This is a genomic window from Hyphomicrobiales bacterium (genome assembly GCA_016125495.1).
In the GTDB taxonomy this organism is placed as follows: domain Bacteria; phylum Pseudomonadota; class Alphaproteobacteria; order Rhizobiales; family RI-29; genus RI-29.
On the sequence record WGLQ01000011.1, the window covers coordinates 55,876 to 75,440 of the forward strand.

The 19,565-nt window shown below is 67.3% G+C and carries 21 protein-coding genes; 10 read left to right on the forward strand and 11 right to left on the reverse strand.

The window, feature by feature from the left end; translation table 11 throughout:
• The 6 genes from GC150_10195 to GC150_10220 form a co-directional block, all read right to left on the reverse strand.
• On the reverse strand, positions 1–939 hold the full coding sequence (locus tag GC150_10195) for an electron transfer flavoprotein subunit alpha/FixB family protein (GenBank protein ID MBI1385270.1): 939 nt from the start codon (positions 937–939) through the stop codon (positions 1–3).
• A 2-nt stretch (positions 940–941) separates the two neighbouring features.
• Positions 942–1,691, reverse strand: coding sequence for an electron transfer flavoprotein subunit beta/FixA family protein (locus GC150_10200; protein MBI1385271.1), 750 nt, complete (start codon positions 1,689–1,691; stop codon positions 942–944).
• A gap of 228 nt (positions 1,692–1,919) precedes the next feature.
• Positions 1,920–2,642: a rhomboid family intramembrane serine protease gene (locus tag GC150_10205; protein MBI1385272.1), complete on the reverse strand. Its 723-nt coding sequence runs from the start codon at positions 2,640–2,642 to the stop codon at positions 1,920–1,922.
• 100 nt (positions 2,643–2,742) lie between these two features.
• Complete coding sequence (locus GC150_10210) at positions 2,743–3,336, reverse strand: cob(I)yrinic acid a,c-diamide adenosyltransferase (GenBank protein ID MBI1385273.1); 594 nt, start codon at positions 3,334–3,336, stop codon at positions 2,743–2,745.
• Positions 3,337–3,427: 91 nt separating this feature from the next.
• Entirely contained in the window at positions 3,428–3,607 is a 180-nt protein-coding gene (locus GC150_10215) for a twin transmembrane helix small protein (protein ID MBI1385274.1), read from the reverse strand.
• 87 nt (positions 3,608–3,694) lie between these two features.
• Positions 3,695–4,528, reverse strand: coding sequence for an SDR family NAD(P)-dependent oxidoreductase (locus GC150_10220; GenBank protein ID MBI1385275.1), 834 nt, complete (start codon positions 4,526–4,528; stop codon positions 3,695–3,697).
• Between the two features lie 74 nt (positions 4,529–4,602).
• Between GC150_10220 and GC150_10225 the strand changes: the two genes are divergently transcribed.
• The 4 genes from GC150_10225 to GC150_10240 all read left to right on the forward strand — a co-directional run bounded on the left by GC150_10225 (position 4,603) and on the right by GC150_10240 (position 7,974).
• Positions 4,603–5,766 carry a cystathionine gamma-synthase gene (locus GC150_10225; protein ID MBI1385276.1) on the forward strand — a complete coding sequence of 388 codons (1,164 nt, stop codon included), beginning with the start codon at positions 4,603–4,605 and terminating at the stop codon, positions 5,764–5,766.
• Positions 5,767–5,842: 76 nt separating this feature from the next.
• Positions 5,843–6,559: a hypothetical protein gene (locus GC150_10230; GenBank protein MBI1385277.1), complete on the forward strand. Its 717-nt coding sequence runs from the start codon at positions 5,843–5,845 to the stop codon at positions 6,557–6,559.
• A gap of 96 nt (positions 6,560–6,655) precedes the next feature.
• Positions 6,656–7,156, forward strand: a complete 501-nt coding sequence (locus GC150_10235; GenBank protein ID MBI1385278.1) for a hypothetical protein — start codon at positions 6,656–6,658, stop codon at positions 7,154–7,156.
• Between the two features lie 11 nt (positions 7,157–7,167).
• Positions 7,168–7,974 (forward strand): SDR family oxidoreductase, encoded by an 807-nt coding sequence (locus GC150_10240; protein ID MBI1385279.1) that lies wholly within the window; start codon positions 7,168–7,170, stop codon positions 7,972–7,974.
• A gap of 35 nt (positions 7,975–8,009) precedes the next feature.
• On the opposite strand, the gene betA is transcribed toward GC150_10240, so the two are convergent.
• Together betA and GC150_10250 are read right to left on the reverse strand one after the other, a co-directional pair.
• Positions 8,010–9,668 carry a choline dehydrogenase gene (betA, locus tag GC150_10245; protein ID MBI1385280.1) on the reverse strand — a complete coding sequence of 553 codons (1,659 nt, stop codon included), beginning with the start codon at positions 9,666–9,668 and terminating at the stop codon, positions 8,010–8,012.
• A 110-nt stretch (positions 9,669–9,778) separates the two neighbouring features.
• Positions 9,779–11,065 carry a hypothetical protein gene (locus GC150_10250; GenBank protein ID MBI1385281.1) on the reverse strand — a complete coding sequence of 429 codons (1,287 nt, stop codon included), beginning with the start codon at positions 11,063–11,065 and terminating at the stop codon, positions 9,779–9,781.
• 125 nt (positions 11,066–11,190) lie between these two features.
• On the opposite strand from GC150_10250, the gene GC150_10255 reads away from it, so the two are divergent.
• Positions 11,191–11,667, forward strand: a complete 477-nt coding sequence (locus GC150_10255; GenBank protein ID MBI1385282.1) for a hotdog fold thioesterase — start codon at positions 11,191–11,193, stop codon at positions 11,665–11,667.
• Positions 11,668–11,700: 33 nt separating this feature from the next.
• Positions 11,701–12,873, forward strand: a complete 1,173-nt coding sequence (locus GC150_10260; GenBank protein ID MBI1385283.1) for an isovaleryl-CoA dehydrogenase — start codon at positions 11,701–11,703, stop codon at positions 12,871–12,873.
• 49 nt (positions 12,874–12,922) lie between these two features.
• On the opposite strand, the gene GC150_10265 is transcribed toward GC150_10260, so the two are convergent.
• The 3 genes from GC150_10265 to GC150_10275 all read right to left on the reverse strand — a co-directional run bounded on the left by GC150_10265 (position 12,923) and on the right by GC150_10275 (position 14,871).
• The gene (locus tag GC150_10265) at positions 12,923–13,354 is read right to left on the reverse strand and encodes a GNAT family N-acetyltransferase (GenBank protein ID MBI1385284.1); all 432 of its coding nucleotides are present in this window, start codon (positions 13,352–13,354) and stop codon (positions 12,923–12,925) included.
• Positions 13,355–13,480: 126 nt separating this feature from the next.
• The gene (locus GC150_10270) at positions 13,481–13,684 is read right to left on the reverse strand and encodes a hypothetical protein (GenBank protein MBI1385285.1); all 204 of its coding nucleotides are present in this window, start codon (positions 13,682–13,684) and stop codon (positions 13,481–13,483) included.
• 20 nt (positions 13,685–13,704) lie between these two features.
• Entirely contained in the window at positions 13,705–14,871 is a 1,167-nt protein-coding gene (locus tag GC150_10275; protein ID MBI1385286.1) for a hypothetical protein, read from the reverse strand.
• A 290-nt stretch (positions 14,872–15,161) separates the two neighbouring features.
• On the opposite strand from GC150_10275, the gene GC150_10280 reads away from it, so the two are divergent.
• From GC150_10280 to GC150_10295, 4 genes are all read left to right on the forward strand, one after another.
• On the forward strand, positions 15,162–15,503 hold the full coding sequence (locus GC150_10280) for a hypothetical protein (GenBank protein MBI1385287.1): 342 nt from the start codon (positions 15,162–15,164) through the stop codon (positions 15,501–15,503).
• A gap of 162 nt (positions 15,504–15,665) precedes the next feature.
• A complete protein-coding gene (locus GC150_10285) occupies positions 15,666–16,067 on the forward strand; it encodes a rhodanese-like domain-containing protein (GenBank protein ID MBI1385288.1) in 402 nt (133 codons plus the stop codon).
• A gap of 252 nt (positions 16,068–16,319) precedes the next feature.
• Positions 16,320–17,849, forward strand: coding sequence for a DUF4403 family protein (locus tag GC150_10290; protein MBI1385289.1), 1,530 nt, complete (start codon positions 16,320–16,322; stop codon positions 17,847–17,849).
• 88 nt (positions 17,850–17,937) lie between these two features.
• Positions 17,938–19,545 carry a methylcrotonoyl-CoA carboxylase gene (locus tag GC150_10295; GenBank protein ID MBI1385290.1) on the forward strand — a complete coding sequence of 536 codons (1,608 nt, stop codon included), beginning with the start codon at positions 17,938–17,940 and terminating at the stop codon, positions 19,543–19,545.
• Positions 19,546–19,565 lie beyond the last annotated feature (20 nt).

Here is a 19,565-nt window from a genome sequence, read left to right on the forward strand (position 1 = left end):
TCATGCCACCTTTTTCAACTCGGCCTCGAGTTCCGGCAAAGCCTTGAAGAGGTCGGCGACCAAGCCGTAGTCGGCGACCTGGAAAATCGGCGCCTCCTCGTCCTTGTTGATCGCGACGATCACCTTGCTGTCCTTCATGCCGGCGAGATGCTGGATGGCCCCGGAGATGCCGACAGCGATGTAAAGGTCGGGTGCGACGACCTTGCCGGTCTGGCCGACCTGATACTCGTTCGGTACGAAGCCGGCATCGACGGCCGCGCGGCTCGCGCCAACGGCGGCGTTGAGGAGGTCGGCGACGCGCTCCAGCAGAACGAAGTTGTCGCCCGATTGCATGCCGCGACCGCCCGAGACGACGATCTTGGCGGACGCCAGCTCGGGGCGATCCGAGCGGGACAATTCCTCGCGCACGAACGACGAAATCGCGATCGGGGCCGGCGCCGAGGCCGTCTCGACCGGCGCCGAGCCACCTTCCTCGGCCGCCGCGAAGGCGGCAAACCGGACCGTGACGACGCGCTTGCCGTCGGTCGTCTGGACGGTCTGGATGGCGTTGCCGGCATAGATCGGGCGCTCGAAAGTGTCGGGCGCCAGCACGGCGGTGATGTCCGAGACCTGGCCGACATCGAGCAGGGCGGCAACGCGCGGCACGATGTTCTTGGCCGAGTTGGTGGCGGCAGCGACGAGGTTGTCGTGGCTCGACATGAGCCCGACGACGAGGCTGGCCATCTCTTCCGCGAGATGCCGCTCGAGGTGCGCGGCTTCCACGAGGATCACCTTGGCGACCCCCTCGAGGCGGGCGGCCGCATCGGCGACCGCGCGGCAGCCGTTGCCGGCGACCAGCACATGCACGGGCGCGCCCATGGCGCGGGCGGCGGTGAGGGCCTTGGCGGTGGCGGGATTGAGGGCCGAGTTGTCGTGCTCGGCGATGAGAAGGGTTGCCATGGTCAGATCACTCCCGCCTCGTTACGCAGCTTGGCCACCAGTTCCTCGACGCTCGCCACCCGCACGCCCGACTTGCGGGCCGGCGGCTCCACGGTCTTGACGATGCGCACGCGCGGCGTGATGTCGACGCCGAAGTCCTCCGGGGACTTGATGTCGAGCGGCTTCTTCTTGGCCTTCATGATGTTGGGAAGCGCGGCAAAGCGCGGCTCGTTGAGGCGCAGGTCCGTGGTCACGACGGCCGGCATGTCGAGCGCCACGGTCTGCAGGCCGCCGTCGACCTCGCGCGTGACGTTGAGCTTGCCGCCCTCGACGGCGATCTTGGAGGCGAACGTGCCCTGCGGCCAGCCGAGCATCGCGGCCAGCATCTGGCCGGTCTGGTTGCAGTCGTCGTCGATCGCCTGCTTGCCGACGATGACCAGTCCCGGCGCCTCGGCTTCGGCGACCTTGCGCAGCAGTTTGGCAACGGCGAGCGGCTCGACCAACTGATCGGTCTTGATGAGAATGCCGCGGTCCGCCCCCATGGCAAGGGCCGTGCGAATCGTCTCCTGCGCTTTCTCGGGCCCGATGGACACCACGACGATCTCACTGGCCGCGCCAGCCTCCTTCAGGCGGATCGCCGCCTCGACGGAGATTTCGTCGAACGGGTTCATCGACATCTTGACGTTCTCGAGCTCGACGCCCGAGCCGTCCGCCTTCACCCTGATTTTCACGTTGTAATCGACAACGCGTTTGACCGGCACCAGTATCTTCATCAACGAGTGGCTCCCAGACGCCCGTGCATCGCGTCTTCGCTGACCGCCCCACCAGGTCCACACCGCGCCCACAATCACCCGGCCCACGGGACCGAAATGCCCGAGCGACAGGCCTTTTGTTGCACGTGCGAAGAACGCTCGCGAACCTAGCTTCGCGGTTTGTTACAAGTCAATGTCGCATTTGGCGCCCGCACCGATGGTGACGGGACCGGAGCGACCGACCTTCAACTACACGACCCCACCCGGACGGTCGAACAGCGGAACGCCACGACGGCGCATGAAAACGACAAGGATCGCGCCGGCAACGAGCCCGCCGACGTGCGCCCACCAAGCCGTCTGATCGCGGGCGATGCCGGTCTCCAGCACCGAGGCGTAAGCCTGCACGAACTGAAACAGGATCCACGCGCCGAGCGCCCAGAACGCCGGGATAGAAAGCGGCAGGACACGCGCGACGAGCACCCAGAGGTGCACCCGGGGATGAAGCATGAGATAGGCCGCGACGCAGCCCGAGATCGCTCCGCTCGCCCCGATGAGCGGCACTTCCGAGCCAGGCATGACATAGGTGTGCAGGAGGCCGGCGAAGATGCCGCACAGCAGATAGAAAACGAGAAAGCCGAAGTGGCCGATCGCGTCCTCGACGTTGTCACCGAAGACCCAGAGGAACAGCATGTTGCCCCCGATGTGCATCAGATCGCCATGCAGGAACATGTAGCTGACGAGCGTCCACAGCTCGGGAACGGGGATCGCATCGAAGCGATCGGCGATCGGCGGGCCGGCAAGCACGTCCGCGACGAGTTCGCCGGGCACGACCGCGAAGGACGCCGCCACGATCGGGCTGACACCCGTCGAGGTCAGCACGAAGATCACCACGTTGAGCGCGATCAGGCCGATGGTGACGTACTGGAACGGAATGACTTTCAGTCGATTGACGTCATGGATCGGCAAGAACACGGCCGCTTGCTCCCTCGATGCCGGGCTCGGACGGGGCCACGATAGGCCCATGCGCCGCTTTGCCCCCGATACCTCCTGGCCCGCCCCCCCTATAGCGACCTCAGGCGCCGTTGTCGCGGGTCTTGCCGGGCACCCAGAGCGTATCACCCGAGCCCTTGGCGTTCACGTAACGGCTGGCCACGAAGAGGAAATCGGAGAGTCGGTTGACGTAATGCAACGCCGCCTCACCGACCGTCTCGCCGGGCTGATCGGCCAGCTCGACCATGCGCCGCTCGGCGCGCCGGCAAACGGTGCGCGCGACATGGAGATGAGCGGCAGCGAGGGTTCCGCCCGGCAGCACGAAAGAGCGCAAGGGCGCGAGGTCGGCATTCAACTCGTCGATCTCTCGCTCGAGGCGGGTCACCTGTCCGGCCAATACGCGCAACGGCTCATAGGCGAGCGGCTCGCCGGTGTCGGGCGTGCAGAGGTCGGCACCGAGATCGAAAAGATCGTTCTGGATGCGCAGCAGCATGGCCGCCAGGGTCGGCCACTCCGCCTCGAGGGTGAGGCGCGCGACACCGATAGCCGCATTGGCCTCGTCGACGGTGCCATAGGCCTCGATGCGCGGATCGTACTTCTTGACACGCCGACCGGTACCGAGACCGGTTTCACCGGCATCGCCGGTGCGGGTGTAGATCTTGTTGAGGACAACCATGACGGGGCTCGCAAGCTCGATTGAAGGGATGTGATGGGATCGGACCGCCGCTGGCGCCGGTGGCCATGGGTTGCGCGGCCCAGGGCGCCGTTCAGCGACCCGAAACGAAAAGGGCCAGCATCAGCAGCAGGATGGCGATGAACTGGAGGCCGACGCGCCAGCGCATCAGCTGCTGGCTGAGGTTGGCGCTGCCGTTGCGCATCATGTTGTAGAGCCCCATCAACAGGACGATGGCGACGGCTCCGACGGCAACGGTCGCAACGGTGCTCATGAACTCTCCTGTGCTGGCGGCGTCACGATCGGGCGGCATCGCGGCGATCGTATGGAACTGCGGCCGGTTCCAGGCAGCGCAGACCGGTCAGGAACGCGCCAGGATGCGGTCATAGATCATGCGCGGCATGTAGCACTTTGCATAGGCCGCGAAATAGGTGGGGAAGGTGACGTAGTAGCGCAGCTTCGGGCGTTCGGCCTCGAGGGCATGAACGAGCTTGGCCAGCACGGCCTCGGGCGGCAGCTTGAAGCGCTGGTTCCCCCCGGCCTCCATGGCGGCGAGCCGTGCCCGATAGCGCTCGGCATGCGGCGAGGAGGCAATCGCGATGTTGTCGCGCAAGGCCGCGAGGGCGGTCGACAGGAAGCGGCTCTCGATGGGGCCGGGCTCGATCAGCGAAACGGAGATGCCCGTGCCCGCCAGCTCGTGACGCATCGCATCGCTCAAGGCCTCGAGAGCATGCTTGGAGGCGTTGTAGGCGCCCCGATACGGTGGCGATATGAAGCCGAGGACCGAGGAGCACTGCACGATGCGGCCAGTGCCGTTGGCCCGCATGGCCGGGATCAGACGGCGCGTCAGATCGTGCCAGGAAAAGAAATTGACCTCGAACTGATCGCGAAGCAGCTCAGGCGTCAGGTCCTCGACCGCCCCAGGCTGGCCATAAGCTGCATTGTTGAAGAGACCGTAGAGGCGGCCGTCTGTGAGTTCGAGTGCGCGCTCGGCGCAGGCCGCGACACTCGCGGGATCGCGCAACTCGAGGGCGATCGACTCGAGGCCTTCGGCCGCGAGGGAAGCGAGATCGGCTTTGCTTCGGGCCGTGGCGAGAACCCGCCAGCCGCGGTTGCGAAGGCCGATGGCGGCGGCGCGGCCGATGCCGGTGGAGCAGCCGGTGACGAGGACGGAACGGTCGGGTGGCTTGGTCATGCGCGCGGTGTATCGCCAGCGGGCGGGCTTGGCTAGAACCGTTGCACGAGGAGGCGTCCAACGGAGACTGGGCGATGACAGGTGGTGGCGGCAAGAGCACGAAGGGCTGGAGCATCGAGAGCATGGCCGCTCAAGGCGGCGGTGGAAGTGATCCCGTGACCGGTGCCGTGGTATCGGCCATCGACATCTCGACGACCTATCTGCGCGATCCCGACGGGGGGTATTCGAGCGGCTATGCCTACGGGCGCGCCGACAACCGCACTGTGCGCCAGGCAGAGGCGGTGATCGCCCGGCTCGAGGGGGCACAAGGAGCACTCGTCTTCGGCTCCGGCATGGCGGCGGCAACGGCCCTATTGCTTGCACTGGAGCCTCCGGCGCACGTGGTGGCGCCCAAGGTCATGTACTGGGCGCTCCGGTCCTGGCTGGTCGTGGATGCGCCACGGCACGGGATCACGACGACCTTCGTCGACAATCACGTCGAGGCGCTCGAGGCGGCGGTTCGCCCGGGCGAGACGCGCGCGATCTGGCTCGAGACGCCGGCCAATCCACTCTGGCAGGTTTGGGACATCGCGGCCGCCGCTGACGTCGCCCGTCGCGCGGGGGCGATCCTGGCGGTCGATTCCACCGTGGCGACACCGGTCCACACCCGGCCGCTCGTGCTCGGCGCCGACGTGGTCATGCATGCCGCGACGAAATACCTCAACGGGCATTCCGACGTGATCGCCGGCGCACTGGCTTTCGCGCGGATGGATGGGCTCGGCGAACGCGCTGCGCATCAGCGCAAGGTGCTCGGGGCCGTGCTCGGACCACGCGAGGCGGCGCTGCTCATCCGCGGTATGCGCACGCTATTCGTCAGGGTGCGCCGGCAGTCAGAGACCGCACTCTGGCTCGCCGAACGTCTGGCGCGCCATCCGGGCGTCGCCGAGGTGCTCTATCCGGGACTCGCGGGCGACCCGGGGCACGAGGTGGCGCGGCGTCAGATGCAGGGCGGCTTCGGCGGCATGCTCTCGATCCGGCTCAGGGGCGGCGAAAAAGCGGCGATCGCGGCGGCGGCCGGCGTCCAGCTCTGGCAGCGGGCAACCTCGCTCGGCGGCGTGGAGAGCCTGATCGAGCACCGCGCCAGCATCGAAGGGCCGGATACGCCCTGCCCAAGCGACCTCCTTCGGCTGAGCGTCGGGCTCGAGGACGGCGAGGACCTGCTGGGCGACCTCGTTGCGGCGATCGAAGGCGCCATCTGAGCCGCTCCGCCCAACGGCGGTCACTTTCGGGCGTCTCAATCGGTTCCGGTGGGTTGGAAGGGACCGGGGGGACGACATGGGCATGGGTGCGTCGAAGTCAGGCGAGGCACAGGGCGCCGTCGAAAGCAACGCCGAGGTGGCACGGAACGCCTCATCGTCGGCGGGCGGCTGGATCGCGGCGGCGGTTTCGGCGGTGGCGCTCGTCTTTTCCGCCTTCAGCCTCTACGAAAGCACCTTCAAGCAGGCCGACCTCAGGCTCTTCGTCTCGCCGGTGATCGAGTACAGCCATCCCGGCAGGGGGCCGTTCGAGGTGTTCCAGGTGCCGATCACGATCGCCAACCGGGGGGCGCGAGCGGCGACCGTTCTGGCCGTCGACCTCGATGTCGAGAACCCGGCGACGGGCGAGCGCAAGCGCTTCTATGGCGCCTCGATCGGCAAGTGGCGCGACGCCAACCAGGGTACCACGCCGCTCTTTACGCCGATCGCGGTGGCCGGCAACGCAGCCTTTTCGGGCGAAATCCTTTTTTACACGCGGCGTGGCGAGGAACTCAATCGCGTGACCAGCCAGGAGGGCGGCACCTACCGGCTGAGGATCAGCGCCCGGACCACCGCGAGCAGTCCGCTCGCCATCGTCGGGCAGGACGAGGAGAACGGCCTCATCTGGACCAGCGTCGAGATGGAAATGGTCGAGCTCGACTACCGCGCCTTCAACAACGGTGGGACGCTGGCGCTCTATGACACGGCATTCAAGGCAACGGCGGCGACACCACCCAAGACTGGCGATGGAAACTGAACCGCCCGCCCCGATGCACTTGCGGTGTTGCATTGCCCGCGCGGTCGTGGCCCGATAGCGGCGACCATCCGTCGAGCCAACATCGGGAGCCCTTCCATGCGTTCCAATCTCGGGCGATGCCTCGCCATGGCCTTCGCTTTCATCACGGGAGCGTTCGCTCTCGCGCCCGCCGCCCATGCCCGCTGCAACGAGCTGCGGCTCGAACGGTTCCTCGAAAGCCGCTTCTTCCGCCTGCCGGCCGAGCGCAAGATCCAGCGCTATGCGGACGAGATCCTGCGCTACTACGACGACCGCAACATCTCGAGCCGCGCCGTGCTGGCCAAGATGCAGGACTGGGAGGACCGCTGGCCCGACCGGATCTACAAGTTCATGCACATCCACGACTTCGAGGAGACCGAGGATCGCAGCGCCTGCCGGGTGACCTTCGACTACAAATTCCTCGCCTACAGCGACGAGCGCGATCAGCTCTCGGCCGGCGTCGGGCGCACGACGCTGGTGCTCGCCGATCTCGATTTCGACGAGCGCATGCGGATCGTCGCGGAATGGGGCAGCGTGCTGTGTCGCGGTGTGCGCGCCTTCGAGAAAGGGCGCTGCTGATGGCGAGTGGCATGGCGGCGGGTCCGTCGCAGGGCCGACTCGCCGGCCATACGGCCATCGTGACGGGGGCGGCCTCGGGGATCGGGCGGGCGATCGCGATACGCTTTGCGGCGGAGGGCGCCTTCGTGCTCGGCTGTGATCTCGGTCGTGAGCCGCGCGGCGGAGGGCCGGCGACCGATGACGTCATCCGCGCTGGAGGCGGTGCCGGCGAACTCGTGATCGCCGACGTTTCGCGGTGGGAAGACGTCGCCGGCCTCGTCGCACGGGTCGCCGACGCGCACGGCCGCCTCGACATCATGGTCAACAACGCCGCGATCGGCGAAGGCGGGCGGCTGACGGAGACGAGCGAGGAGGTTTACGACCGGGTCATGGCGGTCAACCTCAAGGGCGTCTTCCTCGGCTGCAAGGCGGCGGCGCTGCAGATGCTGGGCCAGGAGCCGCGCGAGCACGCCGGCCAGCGCGAGGTGCGCGGGCGCATCGTCAATATTTCCTCCCAGCACGGCATGATTTCCTCGCCCGGTCACCTCGCCTATGGGGTGAGCAAGGCGGGCGTCGTCTACATGACGCGCCAGATCGCGGCGGACTATGCAAGGGACGGCATCGTCTGCAACGCCGTCGCGCCGGGGAAAATCCTCACCGACATGGGCGGCTTCGTGCCGACCGAGGCGCAGCTCGCCTATTCGCGGAGCCGCACGCCATGGCCGCGCCTCGGGCTCGCCGATGACGTCGCGAGCGCAGTGCTGTTCCTGGCGAGCCCCGAGGCCACCTACATCACCGGCGAGAATCTGATGGTCGACGGCGGCTGGATGGCGAGCTGAGGCAGGCGGGCGCCGGTGCGGGCCGGCGCTGGCGGTCAGCGCTGCGACGTTTGCCAGTTCTCCGCCACGTAGAAGGGCGCGTTCGAGGGCGCCAGTGGATCGCGGCCGCGGATCGCGTCGGCCATTTTCTCACCGATCATGATGACGCTGGCATTGAGATTGGCGGTGATGACGGCCGGCATGATGGAGGCGTCGACGACGCGCAAGCCATCGAGGCCGTGCACACGTCCCGAAGGATCGACCACCGTGGCCGGGTCGTCGGCGCGACCCATGCGACAGGTGCCGCAGGCGTGGTAGGCCGGCTCCACCGTTCGGCGGATGAAATCGTCGAGTTCATCGTCGGTGACCACGTCCGGTCCCGGAGCGATCTCGACGTCGCGGTAGGGATCGAAAGCCGGTTGCGCGAATATCTCCCGCGTGAGGCGGATGCAGGCGCGCATGTCGATCCAGTCGTCCTCCTGCGACATGTAGTTGAACAGGATGCGCGGCTTGTCCTCGGGCGCGGGGGAGCGCAGGCGCACCCAACCGCGGCTCTTGGAGCGGAAGGGACCGATATAGACCTGGTAGCCGTGGCGGTTCGCGAGCTTCTGGCCGTCGTAGGAGACGGCACCGGCCATGAAGTGGTACTCGGCGTTGGCGTAGCGAACGCCGGCCCGGGTGCGGATGAAGCCGCAGGACTCGAAGTGATTGCTGGCGCCGAGGCCGTCCTTGAAGAGCACCCAGCGTGCGCCGATGAGAAAGCGCGACCAGAGCCCCATCCGGCCGTTGAGGGTGATCGGCTGCTTGCAGGCGTGCTGGACTCGCACCTCCATGTGATCCTGAAGGTTTTCACCGACGGCCGGCAGCGCGTGGCGGACCTCGATGCCGTGGGAGCGCAATTCCTCAGGGTTCCCGATGCCGGAGAGTTTCAGGAGCTGCGGGCTGTTGATGGCGCCGCCCGCCAGGATCACCTCACGGCGGGCCCGGGTGTGCACCTCGCGCCCCGCGCGGCGATAGCGGATGCCGGTGGCACGGCGACCGTCGAACGTGACGGCGGTGGCGAGGGCGTGCGTTACGAGGCGGATGCTGCCACGCCGCATGGCCGGCTTCAGGTAGACGTTGGACGCGCTCGCCCGCCGGCCATGGCCCACCGTGCGGTCCATGCGTCCGAAGCCCTCCTGGCGATAGCCGTTGTAGTCCTCGGTGCGCGAATATCCGGCCTGGACGGCCGCCTCGACGAAGGCGCCATAGAGCGGGTTGTCGCAGGGCCCGTTGGTCGTCGCCAGCGGCCCGTCGCCGCCGCGATATTCATCCGCACCGCCGGAAAAGCTCTCGGCCCTGCGGAAATAGGGCAGGACGTGGCGGTAACCCCAGCCGGTCGCGCCGCTCTCCTCCCAGCCCTCGAAATCGAGCGGGTTGCCGCGCACGTAGACCATGCCGTTGATGGACGAGGAACCGCCGACGACCTTGCCGCGCGGGCAGTTCATGCGGCGCCCGCCGAGATGCGGTTCGGGCTCGGTCTCGTAGAACCAGTTGTAGCGCGGCATGTTCATCGGGATGGCGAGGGCGGTCGGCATCTGGATCCAGATGCTGGTGTCCGAACCGCCGGCCTCGAGGAGGAGAATGCGCGTGCCGGGCTCCTCGGAGAGGCGGGCCGCGAGAACGCAGCCTGCCGAGCCGGCCCCGACGATCACGTAGTCGTATTCATCGGTCATGGAATGCCGCCATTCCCCAAGCGGTCGACGCTCGTCGCGCGAGACTGGCACGAGGGCCCGGCGGCTCGCAACACCGGACCCGGGGAATCGAGCGACCGGTTGCCCGCCGGTCAGCTCGAGGGGACGTCGAGCTTGCGGGTCAGGTTCTCGAACTCGCGGCGCAACTCCTGGTCCTTGAAGATCTGCTCGAAGCCGGGGGCCTCGAGCTGCTGGATCGCCTCGAAGGAGGTGGCGGCGTCCTTCATGAGCTGGCGGAGCTGGAAGCTCGCCTCCACGGTCTCATAGGTGTTGTCGGCGATCCTGAGGTCGCGCAACGCCTTCATGCGGGCATTGGCGAGCTGCTCGCGCTGCTGGAGCAGGTAGCGGCGGTAATAGGCCGCGACGTCGCGGGCGAACTCCTGGCTCCGCAGGTTCGATTCGAGTGCGCGCTGCTGGTCGGGCCGGTTGCGCTCGGCGAGCAGGCGGCGCGTCTCGCGCATTGTCTTCTTTATATCGCCCTCGATGGCCTCGAGGCGCGGCAGGTACATCGTGTCGATCTTGCCGATGAGCGAATCCTGGGCGTGCACGAGCATGGCAAAGAGGGCCGCGTGCATGGCGAAATACTTGCGAGCCGCCGCGACGTTGTCGCCGGACGCGCGCACGAGCTGGCCGAGCTGCTCGTCGATGATCTTGGCGGCGTTGAAGGTGGCGACCAGCTTGACCAGATCGCTCGAGAGCACGCTGTCGAGCAAGAGGTCGAGCTGCTCGGGCGACATCTCGATGCCGGCGGCGCCGAGCGAGGAATGGATCTCGACCTTCGACTTGGCGATGTCGTCGTGGTTGGCCTGGATGCGCGCCTCGAGGTCGGCGATCTTTTCGCCGAGCGTTGCGACGGTGTCGGCGAGGATGCCGGGAAGCAGCGAATCCTTGGGCGCCGTCAGCTGCTTTTCACGCAGCGCGACGATCTGCTCCTCGATGTCGCGAATGTTGCGGCGGCGCTCCTCGACCGTCTTCTGCATGTCGACGATCGGCACGTCGGTGACGATGCCGAGGGCGGAATCGAGCAGCTGGCGGATGCGCTTGTCGCGATCCTCGCGCGTTTCGGTCCAGATCGGCGTCACCAGGAAATCGTCGTTCGAGGGCAGCTTGCGGGCGTCCTGGCGCTCGCCGGCGACATCGCGCAGCACCTCGTCGATGGCGCTGAGGAGCTGGCGGGCGCGCTCGTAGTTGGCATCGCCCGTGCGCGGGTCCGGCGCATTCGTCGGCGGGAGTTCCTCGACGGTCGCGGGGCTCTGCTGTTGGGCCTGCACCGGCTCGGCGAGGCCGGCGGGCAGCAACAGCGAACCGGCAAGGAGCGCGGCATGCGCCAGCGAGCCTGAACGACCATAATTTCCGGCAATGCCGAACCAATTCCGCATGATCGGGCCTCCCGCCTTCGACAACTCTGCAATATAGGATCATTGAGGCGTTTCGACGATCCCTTGCAGGAAATGAACCGTTCGGGCGCGCCGAGACACCTTCGTTCAATGGAAGGGTCAGGACGATGAGGGGCTACGGCGGCGATGGGGCAGGCGATATCTTCGAGCCTCGCGACCCCGATTTCGAGCTGCGGGTGCGCCGGAGCTTTGCCGCACAGGCCTTCATGGGCCATCTCGGGGCCGAACTGACCCTCGTTGCGCCCGGCGCGGCCGATATCGCGATGGCCTTTCGCCCCGAATTGACCCAGCAGCACGGTCATTTCCATGCCGGCACGACGACGGCGATCGCCGATTCGGCGGCCGGCTATGCCGCGCTCTCGCTCTTTCCGGCCGGCACGGGCGTGCTCACCGCAGATTTCACGATGAATCTGCTGCGGCCCGCCGGCGGCGTGCGGCTCGTTGCCGAAGGCCGCGTCATCAAGAGCGGTAGGACCATGACCGTCTGCCGGGGCGACGTCTTTTCCGAAGCGGCGGACGGGGCGCGCCGGCACGTGGCGACCGGGCTCTTCACAATGATGCAGCTGGCGGGCATCAATGACTGAGGCGCGCGCGGCGATACCCCAAGGAGGACGCCCATGATCCGCAACGACCTGCCCATGCTCGATTTCGACCTCGGCGAGACGGCGGAGATGCTGCGCGAGACGGTGCGTGGCTATGCAGCCCGCGAGATCGCACCGCTCGCCGCCGAGATCGACCGAAGCGACGAGTTCCCGCGCCAGCTCTGGCCGGACATGGGCGCGCTCGGGCTGCACGGCATCACAGTGGAGGAAGAGTTCGGCGGCTCCGGGCTCGGCTATCTCGAGCACTGCATCGCCATGGAGGAGGTCTCACGCGCCTCGGCGGCGGTCGGGCTCAGCTACGGCGCGCACTCCAACCTCTGCGTCAACCAGATCCGGCGCAACGGCAACGAGGAACAGAAGCGCCGCTACCTGCCGAAACTGATCTCTGGCGAGCATGTCGGCGGGCTCGCCATGAGCGAGCCGGGGGCCGGCTCCGATGTCGTCTCCATGAAGCTCAGGGCCGAGAAGAAGGGCGACCGCTACGTGCTCAACGGCACGAAATTCTGGATCACCAACGGGCCGGGCGGCGACGTCATCGTGGTCTATGCCAAAACCGACCCTGCGGCCGGCCCCAAGGGCATCACCGCCTTCATCGTCGAGACCTCGATGCCCGGCTTCTCGGTCGCCCAGAAGCTCGACAAGCTCGGCATGCGCGGCTCGAACACCGGCGAACTCGTCTTCACGGACTGCGAGGTGCCGGCCGAGAACGTGCTCGGCACGGTGGGGGGCGGCGTTCGCGTCCTGATGTCGGGGCTCGACTACGAGCGGGCGGTGCTGGCGGCGGGGCCGATCGGCATCATGCAGGCGTGCATGGACGAGGTGCTGCCCTATGTGCACGAGCGCAAACAGTTCGGCCAGGCGATCGGCGAGTTCCAGCTGATGCAGGGCAAGCTCGCGGACATGTATACGACGATGAGCGCCTGCCGGGCCTATGTCTATGCGGTGGCGAAAGCCTGCGACCGCGGCCAGACGACGCGCAAGGATGCGGCCGGCGCCATCCTCTATGCGGCGGAAAAAGCGACCTGGATGGCGCTCGAGGCGATCCAGGCGCTCGGCGGCAACGGCTACATCAACGATTATCCGACCGGCCGGCTATTGCGCGACGCCAAGCTCTATGAAATCGGCGCCGGGACGAGCGAAATCCGCCGCATGCTGATCGGCCGCGAGCTCTTCGCCGAGACGGCTTGAGGGTGGGGCCGAGGCGGCTCGAAGGAGGGGAATGGGGCGGTGCCAGCCCCTAATCCTCCAACTCCCAGTCGTAGAGCAGGAAGGGGCGGGGCGGCTCGCCGTCGGGGACGGCCGCAAAGCAGGCCTGGGCGGCGGCATTGTCCACCTCCGTGCCGAGCCAGGCGTAGGCACAGCCACGCTCGCGCGCGATCTCGACGAGGGCGCCGGTGAGGCGCCGGCCGATGCCCTTGCGCTGGAAGGCGGACGAGACGCCGACTTCGTTGATGAACATCTGCGGACGCTTGTCGGGGTGGAAATACTCGAAGGCCGAGGCCATGCCGACGACGAGGCCATCGGCGATGGCAACCACCATGAGGTGGCGCGGGTCGGCGAGGAAGCGGGCAAGCTCGACCGGGTCGATCGGCCCGTCGAAGACGTCCGGGTCGAGGCGATCGAGGCATCCGGCGTTGCCTTCGTCGAGGCGGAGAATGCGAACTGTCATGAACGATATATAGCGCAAGGCCCTGGCCGAAACACCAACCGGGTGACATGCAAAACCCCGCCCTCGTCAGGCGGGGTTCTGAATTCAGGGCCCTTTGTTCACCAAGCGCCCCGAAGGCGATGTGGCTCAGGCCTTCGAGGGGTCGTCCTTCGCTTTGTCGCCGCCGATGGTCAGGATGTCGACCCAGTTGCCGGACGCATCACGAACCAGGATGCCGCCCTCGTCGAGGTCGACGCCGAAGCGATTGGCGCGTATGCGGCGCCGTTCGTCCATCGGCGAGCGCCCGAGTGCTCGCGCCGTCTCGTCGCCGGGCTTCCTGCTGTCGGACATGTTCACCTCCTTGTCCGCGTTCACGTCCGCTTGCGTGCCGGGGTCTTGGCGAGCCGCGCCTCGAGGGCGGCGATGCGCTCCTCCTGGCGGATGGCGTGGAGCGTCAACTCCTCGATGCGCGCGAGGAGACGCATGGAGAGATCGGCCAGTTCGACGCCATCGCGCTCCATCTCCGCACCCGCCGGCATGCCGGGCAGATGACCGTTCGCGCCGATGAAGTCGCGGACCTCGGCGAGCGGGGCCAGCCGGTGGCCGGCCTCGAACACGTAGTCGGCCGCCTTCAGCGCCTTACCGCCGAGCTTGATCTCGCCCTTCTCGCCGATGATCTCGACGGTCTTCTTGCCCTCGGCGTCGAAAGCGCGCAGGGCGCCGGAATGGGCCTCCAATTCGACGCGCATGCGTCCGTCCGACGTCGTCAGCATGATGTCGCCGTCGTGGCCGTTGCCGCCGCAGGTGATGTTGCCGAACTCGCCCTCGAGATTGATGGTGAGGCCGCCCTTGGCGTCCAGCATGCGGATGTTGGCGTTGTGGCCGTTGCCGCCCATCTGGATCGCCGCGTCGCCGCCGTCGATGTGGATGGTCTGCTGGTTCTTCTCGTCGAGCATGGCGATGTCGCCCTGGGCGCCGTTGCCACCGAGCAGGATATTGCCCTCCCCGCCGTCGAGATGGATGGTCTGCAGGCCCTTGACGTGGAGCAGCGTGATGTCGCCCTGGGTGCCGTTGCCGCCGAGCGTGATGTTGCCCTCGCCACCGTCGATGTGCACGGTCTGCTTGAACTTCTCGTTGAGCAGCGAGATGTCGCCCTCCGCGAGATTGCCGCCGAGCGTCAGATTGCCATCGCCGCCGTCGAGGTGAACGGTCGGCTTGCCGCGCCCGTTGAGCAGGACGATGTCGCCCTGGGCGCCATCGCCGCCGAGGGTGATGTTCGCCTCGCCGCCGTCGATGTGGAGGGTCTGTTTTCCATCGGTGTTCAGCAGCGTGATGTCGCCCTGCGAGCCGTGACCGCCTGCAATGAAGTTGGAATTGCCGCCGTCGATCTGCACGCAGAGCTGACTGTCCGCGTTGTGCAGACGCACGAGGCCGTTGGCCCCCGAGCCACCGATGTCCATGGTGCCGGCTGGGACCGCCGAGGACTTGCCACGGGACTTCTTCGACTTGCCTTCCTGATCGCCATTCGACTTCGACATGTCACTCTCCGTTTCGATGCGCGCCCGTCGGTCGGCCTCGGGCTCGATGCTGCTCCTGGATCCGCCACTGCGCCCGACCCGTCGGCGGCGCGGCGCACAGGCATCGATCTAAGGCGGCTTCATTGCTCTTTGTAGACGGAACACCCGAAACCGGACGCAGAAATCGATCACTAGCGTTTACCACCTCGGCCGCCGCGATGGCGCGAAGGCCAATGGTGCGGTCACCGCAAAATCGCCTTGAAGGGCTTCTAGCCGCATGCGGCATAACTCAGTTTCCTATGAGGCATCCCATGCGATCCAACTCAATCGGCAGCGGCGTCAGAGCGGCAATGGCAGCCCTCGTCCTCGCGGGAACCGGCACTCTGGCCATGACGACGACGACGACGCCAGCCCAGGCCATCCTCAGCCAGTACGGCTGCTACAAGGTGGTCGGCGCTTCGAGCCTCAACGTGCGCAAGCGGGCCTATTCCCGCTCCCAGGTGGTCGGCGTGATCAGCCGGGGCGAAGTGGTCGGCAAATGGAAGCGGTTCTGCGCGCTGCGTGGCTTCTGGTGCCCGGTCGAATCGTCATCGGGCATCACGGGATGGGCGGACAAGCGCTTCCTCGCGGAAGTGAGCTGCCTCGGGCAGTAGGACCGAGCCGGTCGGAACCGGTGGTGTGGGTGTGAACCCGCCCGGTTCCGCCGGCACCGTCGCCGAGCCTGCCGAAGCCATTGCGCCGGATCGCCATTTGCTTCATCGGAGGGGTGGCCCGGCGCGGTGTCGCGCCGCGCTCGAACCGGTTCGGGGGATCGAATGACGAATGCACCGAGGCTGACGTCCCAACAGCTCGTCCAGGAGGCGCGGGCGCGCATAGAGGAGATCAGCGCCGAGGACGCCGTGCGCATGCATGGCCGCGACGATGTGGTCTTCGTCGACGTGCGGGACGTGCGCGAGCTGGCGCGGGAGGGCTGGGTGCCGGGCAGCTTCCATTGCCCTCGCGGCGTGCTGGAATTCTGGCTCGATCCCGAGAGCACCTATTTCAAGCCGATCTTCGGGGAGCCGAAGCGCTTCATCTTCTATTGTGCCGCGGGCTGGCGCTCGGCGCTGGCAACCGACACGGCCCAGCGGATGGGCCTCGGGCCCGTCGCCCACGTCGTCGGCGGATTTGCGGCCTGGCGAGCCGCGCAGGGGCCGACCGAACGAAAGGACGGCTGACGCCAGCACTCCGGGCCAGCGGCAATGGCCGGGGCAGTCGCGTCACGCCGGAGGCGCAGACCAGTGGATTTGCCCGCGTTTGCGAACTCCATGTGTTGTTACCAATTCCTTAAGCTGCAATAATCCAGGCCGATCCCTGGCACGGGTCTTGAACAGCGCTCGCCATTACTGGCCAAGCGGCAACGTGCCAACCATATCGCGGGGCAGATTGCACGTCGCCGAACCCCGGCCGGTTCGTACGCAAGGGGCGATATGATGAAACTTCAACGGCTTCGTTGCGCGGGCGCACTGGCGCTCAGCGCTGTTCTAGTGGTTGGCTGCACGCCAGAAGGGGACTTCACAAAGGCGCCCCTCGAGATCGTCGACGAGTCGCGACCCGCCCCCATCCTGACCAATGTCTACGTGGCGGCGCCGACCGATGCCGCCGCACTCGGCGCGGCCGTCGAAGAGGCCGTACCGACGGAAATGGTGAAGGTGCGGCAGTGGGTGGCCAAGGCGGCCTGCGTGCAGCGCGGCAACCGGCGCCGTTGCGGGAACGTGCTCGTGGAAGGCGGCATCCGCCGTGCCGGGGCTGCCACCTTCGAGGCCGCCGGGCGCTCGTTCATCGTGCGCGTGCCGCTCTCCTATGCGTTCGAGCTGAGCGGCAGCGGGCCGGCCGGCGATCTCGCGGACACGGTCACCGGGACCATCGGGGCAAGCGCCGAATTCGACATCACGCTCGCCGAGGGTGGTCGCATCGAGGTCTCACGCAGTCCCAGGATCGCCTATGAAGGGGCAACCAAGGTCGCTGTGTTCGATGGCTCGCTCGATCTCACCGGACGCCTCAAGGCGGGGCTGGAGTCGCGGCTCAAGACGCTCGGCGCGGAACTCGAACGGGCCATGGATCCGAGCCCTGCGCGCGAGCTTCTCGCAGAGGCCTGGCGCCAGCTGCACTATCCGGTCCGGGTCGCCGAGAACGAGGAATTGTGGCTTCGCGGCGCGCCGCGTGCCGTCCACTTCGCCGGCCTCCTCGGGTCGGGTTCCTCGCTCGGAGTGCGTTTCGGCATCGAAACACCGATGACCACTTTCGAGGGTGAGCGTCCGCTGCCGCTCATCCCCTTGGCGCTGCCCGACATCCAGGCCGAGCCGACCACCGAGATCGGCTCGCGGCTGACGCTGCCGGCAAGGCTCGGCTACGAACGCCTCGCCGAGCGCTTGGCCAAGACGCTGCCGGTCGGCACGCGGCTTTCGCCGCAGGACGCCGAGGCCGGCCGGAAGATCGACATCGAGGTCGGCCAGCACCGGCTCTTTCCGGCCGGCGGTCGCCTCGGGCTCGAGCTGTCACTCGAGGTCGAACTCCAAGGCGACTGGAGTCCGCGCAAGGGTCGCGCCTATATGGTCGGGTTGCCGCGCGCCAACGCCGAAACGGGTCGCCTCGAACTTGCGTTCGCCGAATACACGGCTCCCGTCACACGCCCCGATCTCTTCGTCGGCGGTCGCTTCGTGCTGCCTGAGGAGCCGATCCGCGAGGCGTTCGCGAGTGCCCTCGACCTCGATCCGTCACTGGCGTTCAGCGATCTGCTGTCGGATGCCGCCGACCGCTTCACCGTCGGCCTCGGTGCCGGACTGCTGCTCAAGGGCACGTTCGAGCGGATAGTGGTCGAACGTGTCCAGCCGGGACAACAGGCGCTCGAGTTGACCGTCGTTCTGGTGGGCGATCTCATGGTGAGCCCCGCACGCGCGGCGAACGCCGAAACGGTCGCCGCAAAGCGCGATGGCACCACGCAGGGGACGGCGAACTGAGCCGTGCAACGCGGGAATTCCCGTCGATCGTGATCGGATGTAGGTGACAGGGCACAAGCTCGGCGCAAGCTGCAGGCAAGGAGCCGCCATGTCCCGCATCGAGACGAAGATCAACCGCCGCTCGCCGGAATTCGCGCGAAACCGCGACACGATGAAGCAGCTCACAGAGGAACTCGACGGGCTGCGCGCGCTGGCCGCGCTCGGCGGCGACGAACGATCGCGCCAACGCCACGTCGCGCGCGGCAAATTGCTGCCGCGCCAGCGCGTCATGCGGCTGATCGACCCCGGCAGCCCCTTCCTCGAGCTTTCGCCGCTCGCCGCCAACGGCCTTTACGGCGGCGACATCCATGGTGCCGGCCTCATCACCGGCATTGGCCGGGTCGCCGGGCGGCGGGTCATGATCGTCTGTAACGACGCCACCATCAAGGGCGGCACCTACTATCCGATGACGGTCAAGAAGCACCTCAGGGCACAGGAGATCGCGCGCCAGAACCGGCTCGCGTGCATCTATCTGGTCGATTCGGGCGGCGCCAACCTGCCGCACCAGACGGAGGTTTTTCCCGATCGCGAGCACTTCGGGCGGATCTTCTTCAACCAGGCGCGGATGTCCGGGGCCGGCATCGCGCAGATCGCCGTGGTGATGGGCTCGTGCACGGCCGGTGGAGCCTATGTGCCGGCGATGTCGGACGAGACCGTCATCGTGCGCAACCAGGGGACGATTTTTCTCGGCGGCCCGCCGCTGGTCAAGGCCGCAACCGGGGAGACGGTCTCGGCCGAGGATCTCGGCGGCGCCGTCGTGCACACCGAACGCTCGGGCGTTGCCGACCACATCGCGGAGGGCGACGAGCATGCCCTCGAGATCGCGCGGCAGATCGCGGCGACGCTGCCCGCCTCGGACAACGGCGACCTCGACATCGCGGAGGTGAACGCGCCGGCCTATCCGGCGAGCGACCTCGATGGCATCGTTCCGGTCGGGCTCGCGACGCAGTACGACGTTCGCGAAGTGATCGCGCGCCTCGTCGATGCCTCGCTCTTCGACGAATTCAAGGCGACCTACGCAACGACGATCGTCACGGGCTTTGCCCGCATCGAGGGCGTGGCCGTCGGCATCATCGCCAACAATGGCATCCTCTATTCCGAGAGCGCTCTCAAGGCCGCGCACTTCATCGAACTCTGCGTGCAGCGCAGGCGGCCCATCGTTTTTCTCCAGAACATCGCCGGGTTCATGGTCGGTCGCCAGTCGGAGGCCGGCGGGATCGCCAAGGACGGGGCGAAAATGGTGACGGCGGTCGCGTCGGCGGACGTGCCCAAGATCACGGTGGTGATCGGCGGATCGTACGGAGCGGGCAATTATGCCATGTGCGGGCGGGCCTACGAGCCGCGCTTTCTCTTCATGTGGCCCAACGCGCGCATCTCGGTGATGGGCGGGGAGCAGGCAGCGAGCGTGCTGGCGACGGTGCGCCGTGACAACATCGAGGCGGGTGGCGGAGACTGGAGCGCCGAGGAGGAAGAAGCCTTCAAGGCACCCATCCGCGAACAGTACGAGCGCGAGGGCCATCCGCTGCACGCCACGGCCCGGCTCTGGGACGATGGCATCATCGCGCCCGGCGAGACCCGGCGGGTTCTGGGCCTCGCGCTCGGCGCGACGGCCGGCGCGCCGTTCGGCGAGACGCGCTTCGGCGTCTTTCGCATGTAGGCAGAGGCACCGGGGGGCCG

What these genes read in the sequence shown, in the direction of transcription:
- GC150_10295 (MBI1385290.1), top strand. Translation starts at nt 17,938, where the DNA reads ATGTCCCGCATCGAGACGAAGATCAACCGCCGCTCGCCGGAATTCGCG.
- GC150_10260 (MBI1385283.1), top strand. Translation starts at nt 11,701, where the DNA reads ATGATCCGCAACGACCTGCCCATGCTCGATTTCGACCTCGGCGAGACG.
- GC150_10195 (MBI1385270.1), bottom strand. Translation starts at nt 939, where the DNA reads ATGGCAACCCTTCTCATCGCCGAGCACGACAACTCGGCCCTCAATCCC.
- GC150_10275 (MBI1385286.1), bottom strand. Translation starts at nt 14,871, where the DNA reads ATGTCGAAGTCGAATGGCGATCAGGAAGGCAAGTCGAAGAAGTCCCGT.
- GC150_10235 (MBI1385278.1), top strand. Translation starts at nt 6,656, where the DNA reads ATGCGTTCCAATCTCGGGCGATGCCTCGCCATGGCCTTCGCTTTCATC.
- GC150_10280 (MBI1385287.1), top strand. Translation starts at nt 15,162, where the DNA reads ATGCGATCCAACTCAATCGGCAGCGGCGTCAGAGCGGCAATGGCAGCC.
- GC150_10290 (MBI1385289.1), top strand. Translation starts at nt 16,320, where the DNA reads ATGATGAAACTTCAACGGCTTCGTTGCGCGGGCGCACTGGCGCTCAGC.
- GC150_10200 (MBI1385271.1), bottom strand. Translation starts at nt 1,691, where the DNA reads ATGAAGATACTGGTGCCGGTCAAACGCGTTGTCGATTACAACGTGAAA.
- GC150_10240 (MBI1385279.1), top strand. Translation starts at nt 7,168, where the DNA reads ATGGCGGCGGGTCCGTCGCAGGGCCGACTCGCCGGCCATACGGCCATC.
- GC150_10210 (MBI1385273.1), bottom strand. Translation starts at nt 3,336, where the DNA reads ATGGTTGTCCTCAACAAGATCTACACCCGCACCGGCGATGCCGGTGAA.
- GC150_10255 (MBI1385282.1), top strand. Translation starts at nt 11,191, where the DNA reads ATGAGGGGCTACGGCGGCGATGGGGCAGGCGATATCTTCGAGCCTCGC.
- GC150_10220 (MBI1385275.1), bottom strand. Translation starts at nt 4,528, where the DNA reads ATGACCAAGCCACCCGACCGTTCCGTCCTCGTCACCGGCTGCTCCACC.
- GC150_10265 (MBI1385284.1), bottom strand. Translation starts at nt 13,354, where the DNA reads ATGACAGTTCGCATTCTCCGCCTCGACGAAGGCAACGCCGGATGCCTC.
- GC150_10270 (MBI1385285.1), bottom strand. Translation starts at nt 13,684, where the DNA reads ATGTCCGACAGCAGGAAGCCCGGCGACGAGACGGCGCGAGCACTCGGG.
- GC150_10285 (MBI1385288.1), top strand. Translation starts at nt 15,666, where the DNA reads ATGACGAATGCACCGAGGCTGACGTCCCAACAGCTCGTCCAGGAGGCG.
- GC150_10225 (MBI1385276.1), top strand. Translation starts at nt 4,603, where the DNA reads ATGACAGGTGGTGGCGGCAAGAGCACGAAGGGCTGGAGCATCGAGAGC.
- GC150_10250 (MBI1385281.1), bottom strand. Translation starts at nt 11,065, where the DNA reads ATGCGGAATTGGTTCGGCATTGCCGGAAATTATGGTCGTTCAGGCTCG.
- GC150_10215 (MBI1385274.1), bottom strand. Translation starts at nt 3,607, where the DNA reads ATGAGCACCGTTGCGACCGTTGCCGTCGGAGCCGTCGCCATCGTCCTG.
- betA (MBI1385280.1), bottom strand. Translation starts at nt 9,668, where the DNA reads ATGACCGATGAATACGACTACGTGATCGTCGGGGCCGGCTCGGCAGGC.
- GC150_10230 (MBI1385277.1), top strand. Translation starts at nt 5,843, where the DNA reads ATGGGCATGGGTGCGTCGAAGTCAGGCGAGGCACAGGGCGCCGTCGAA.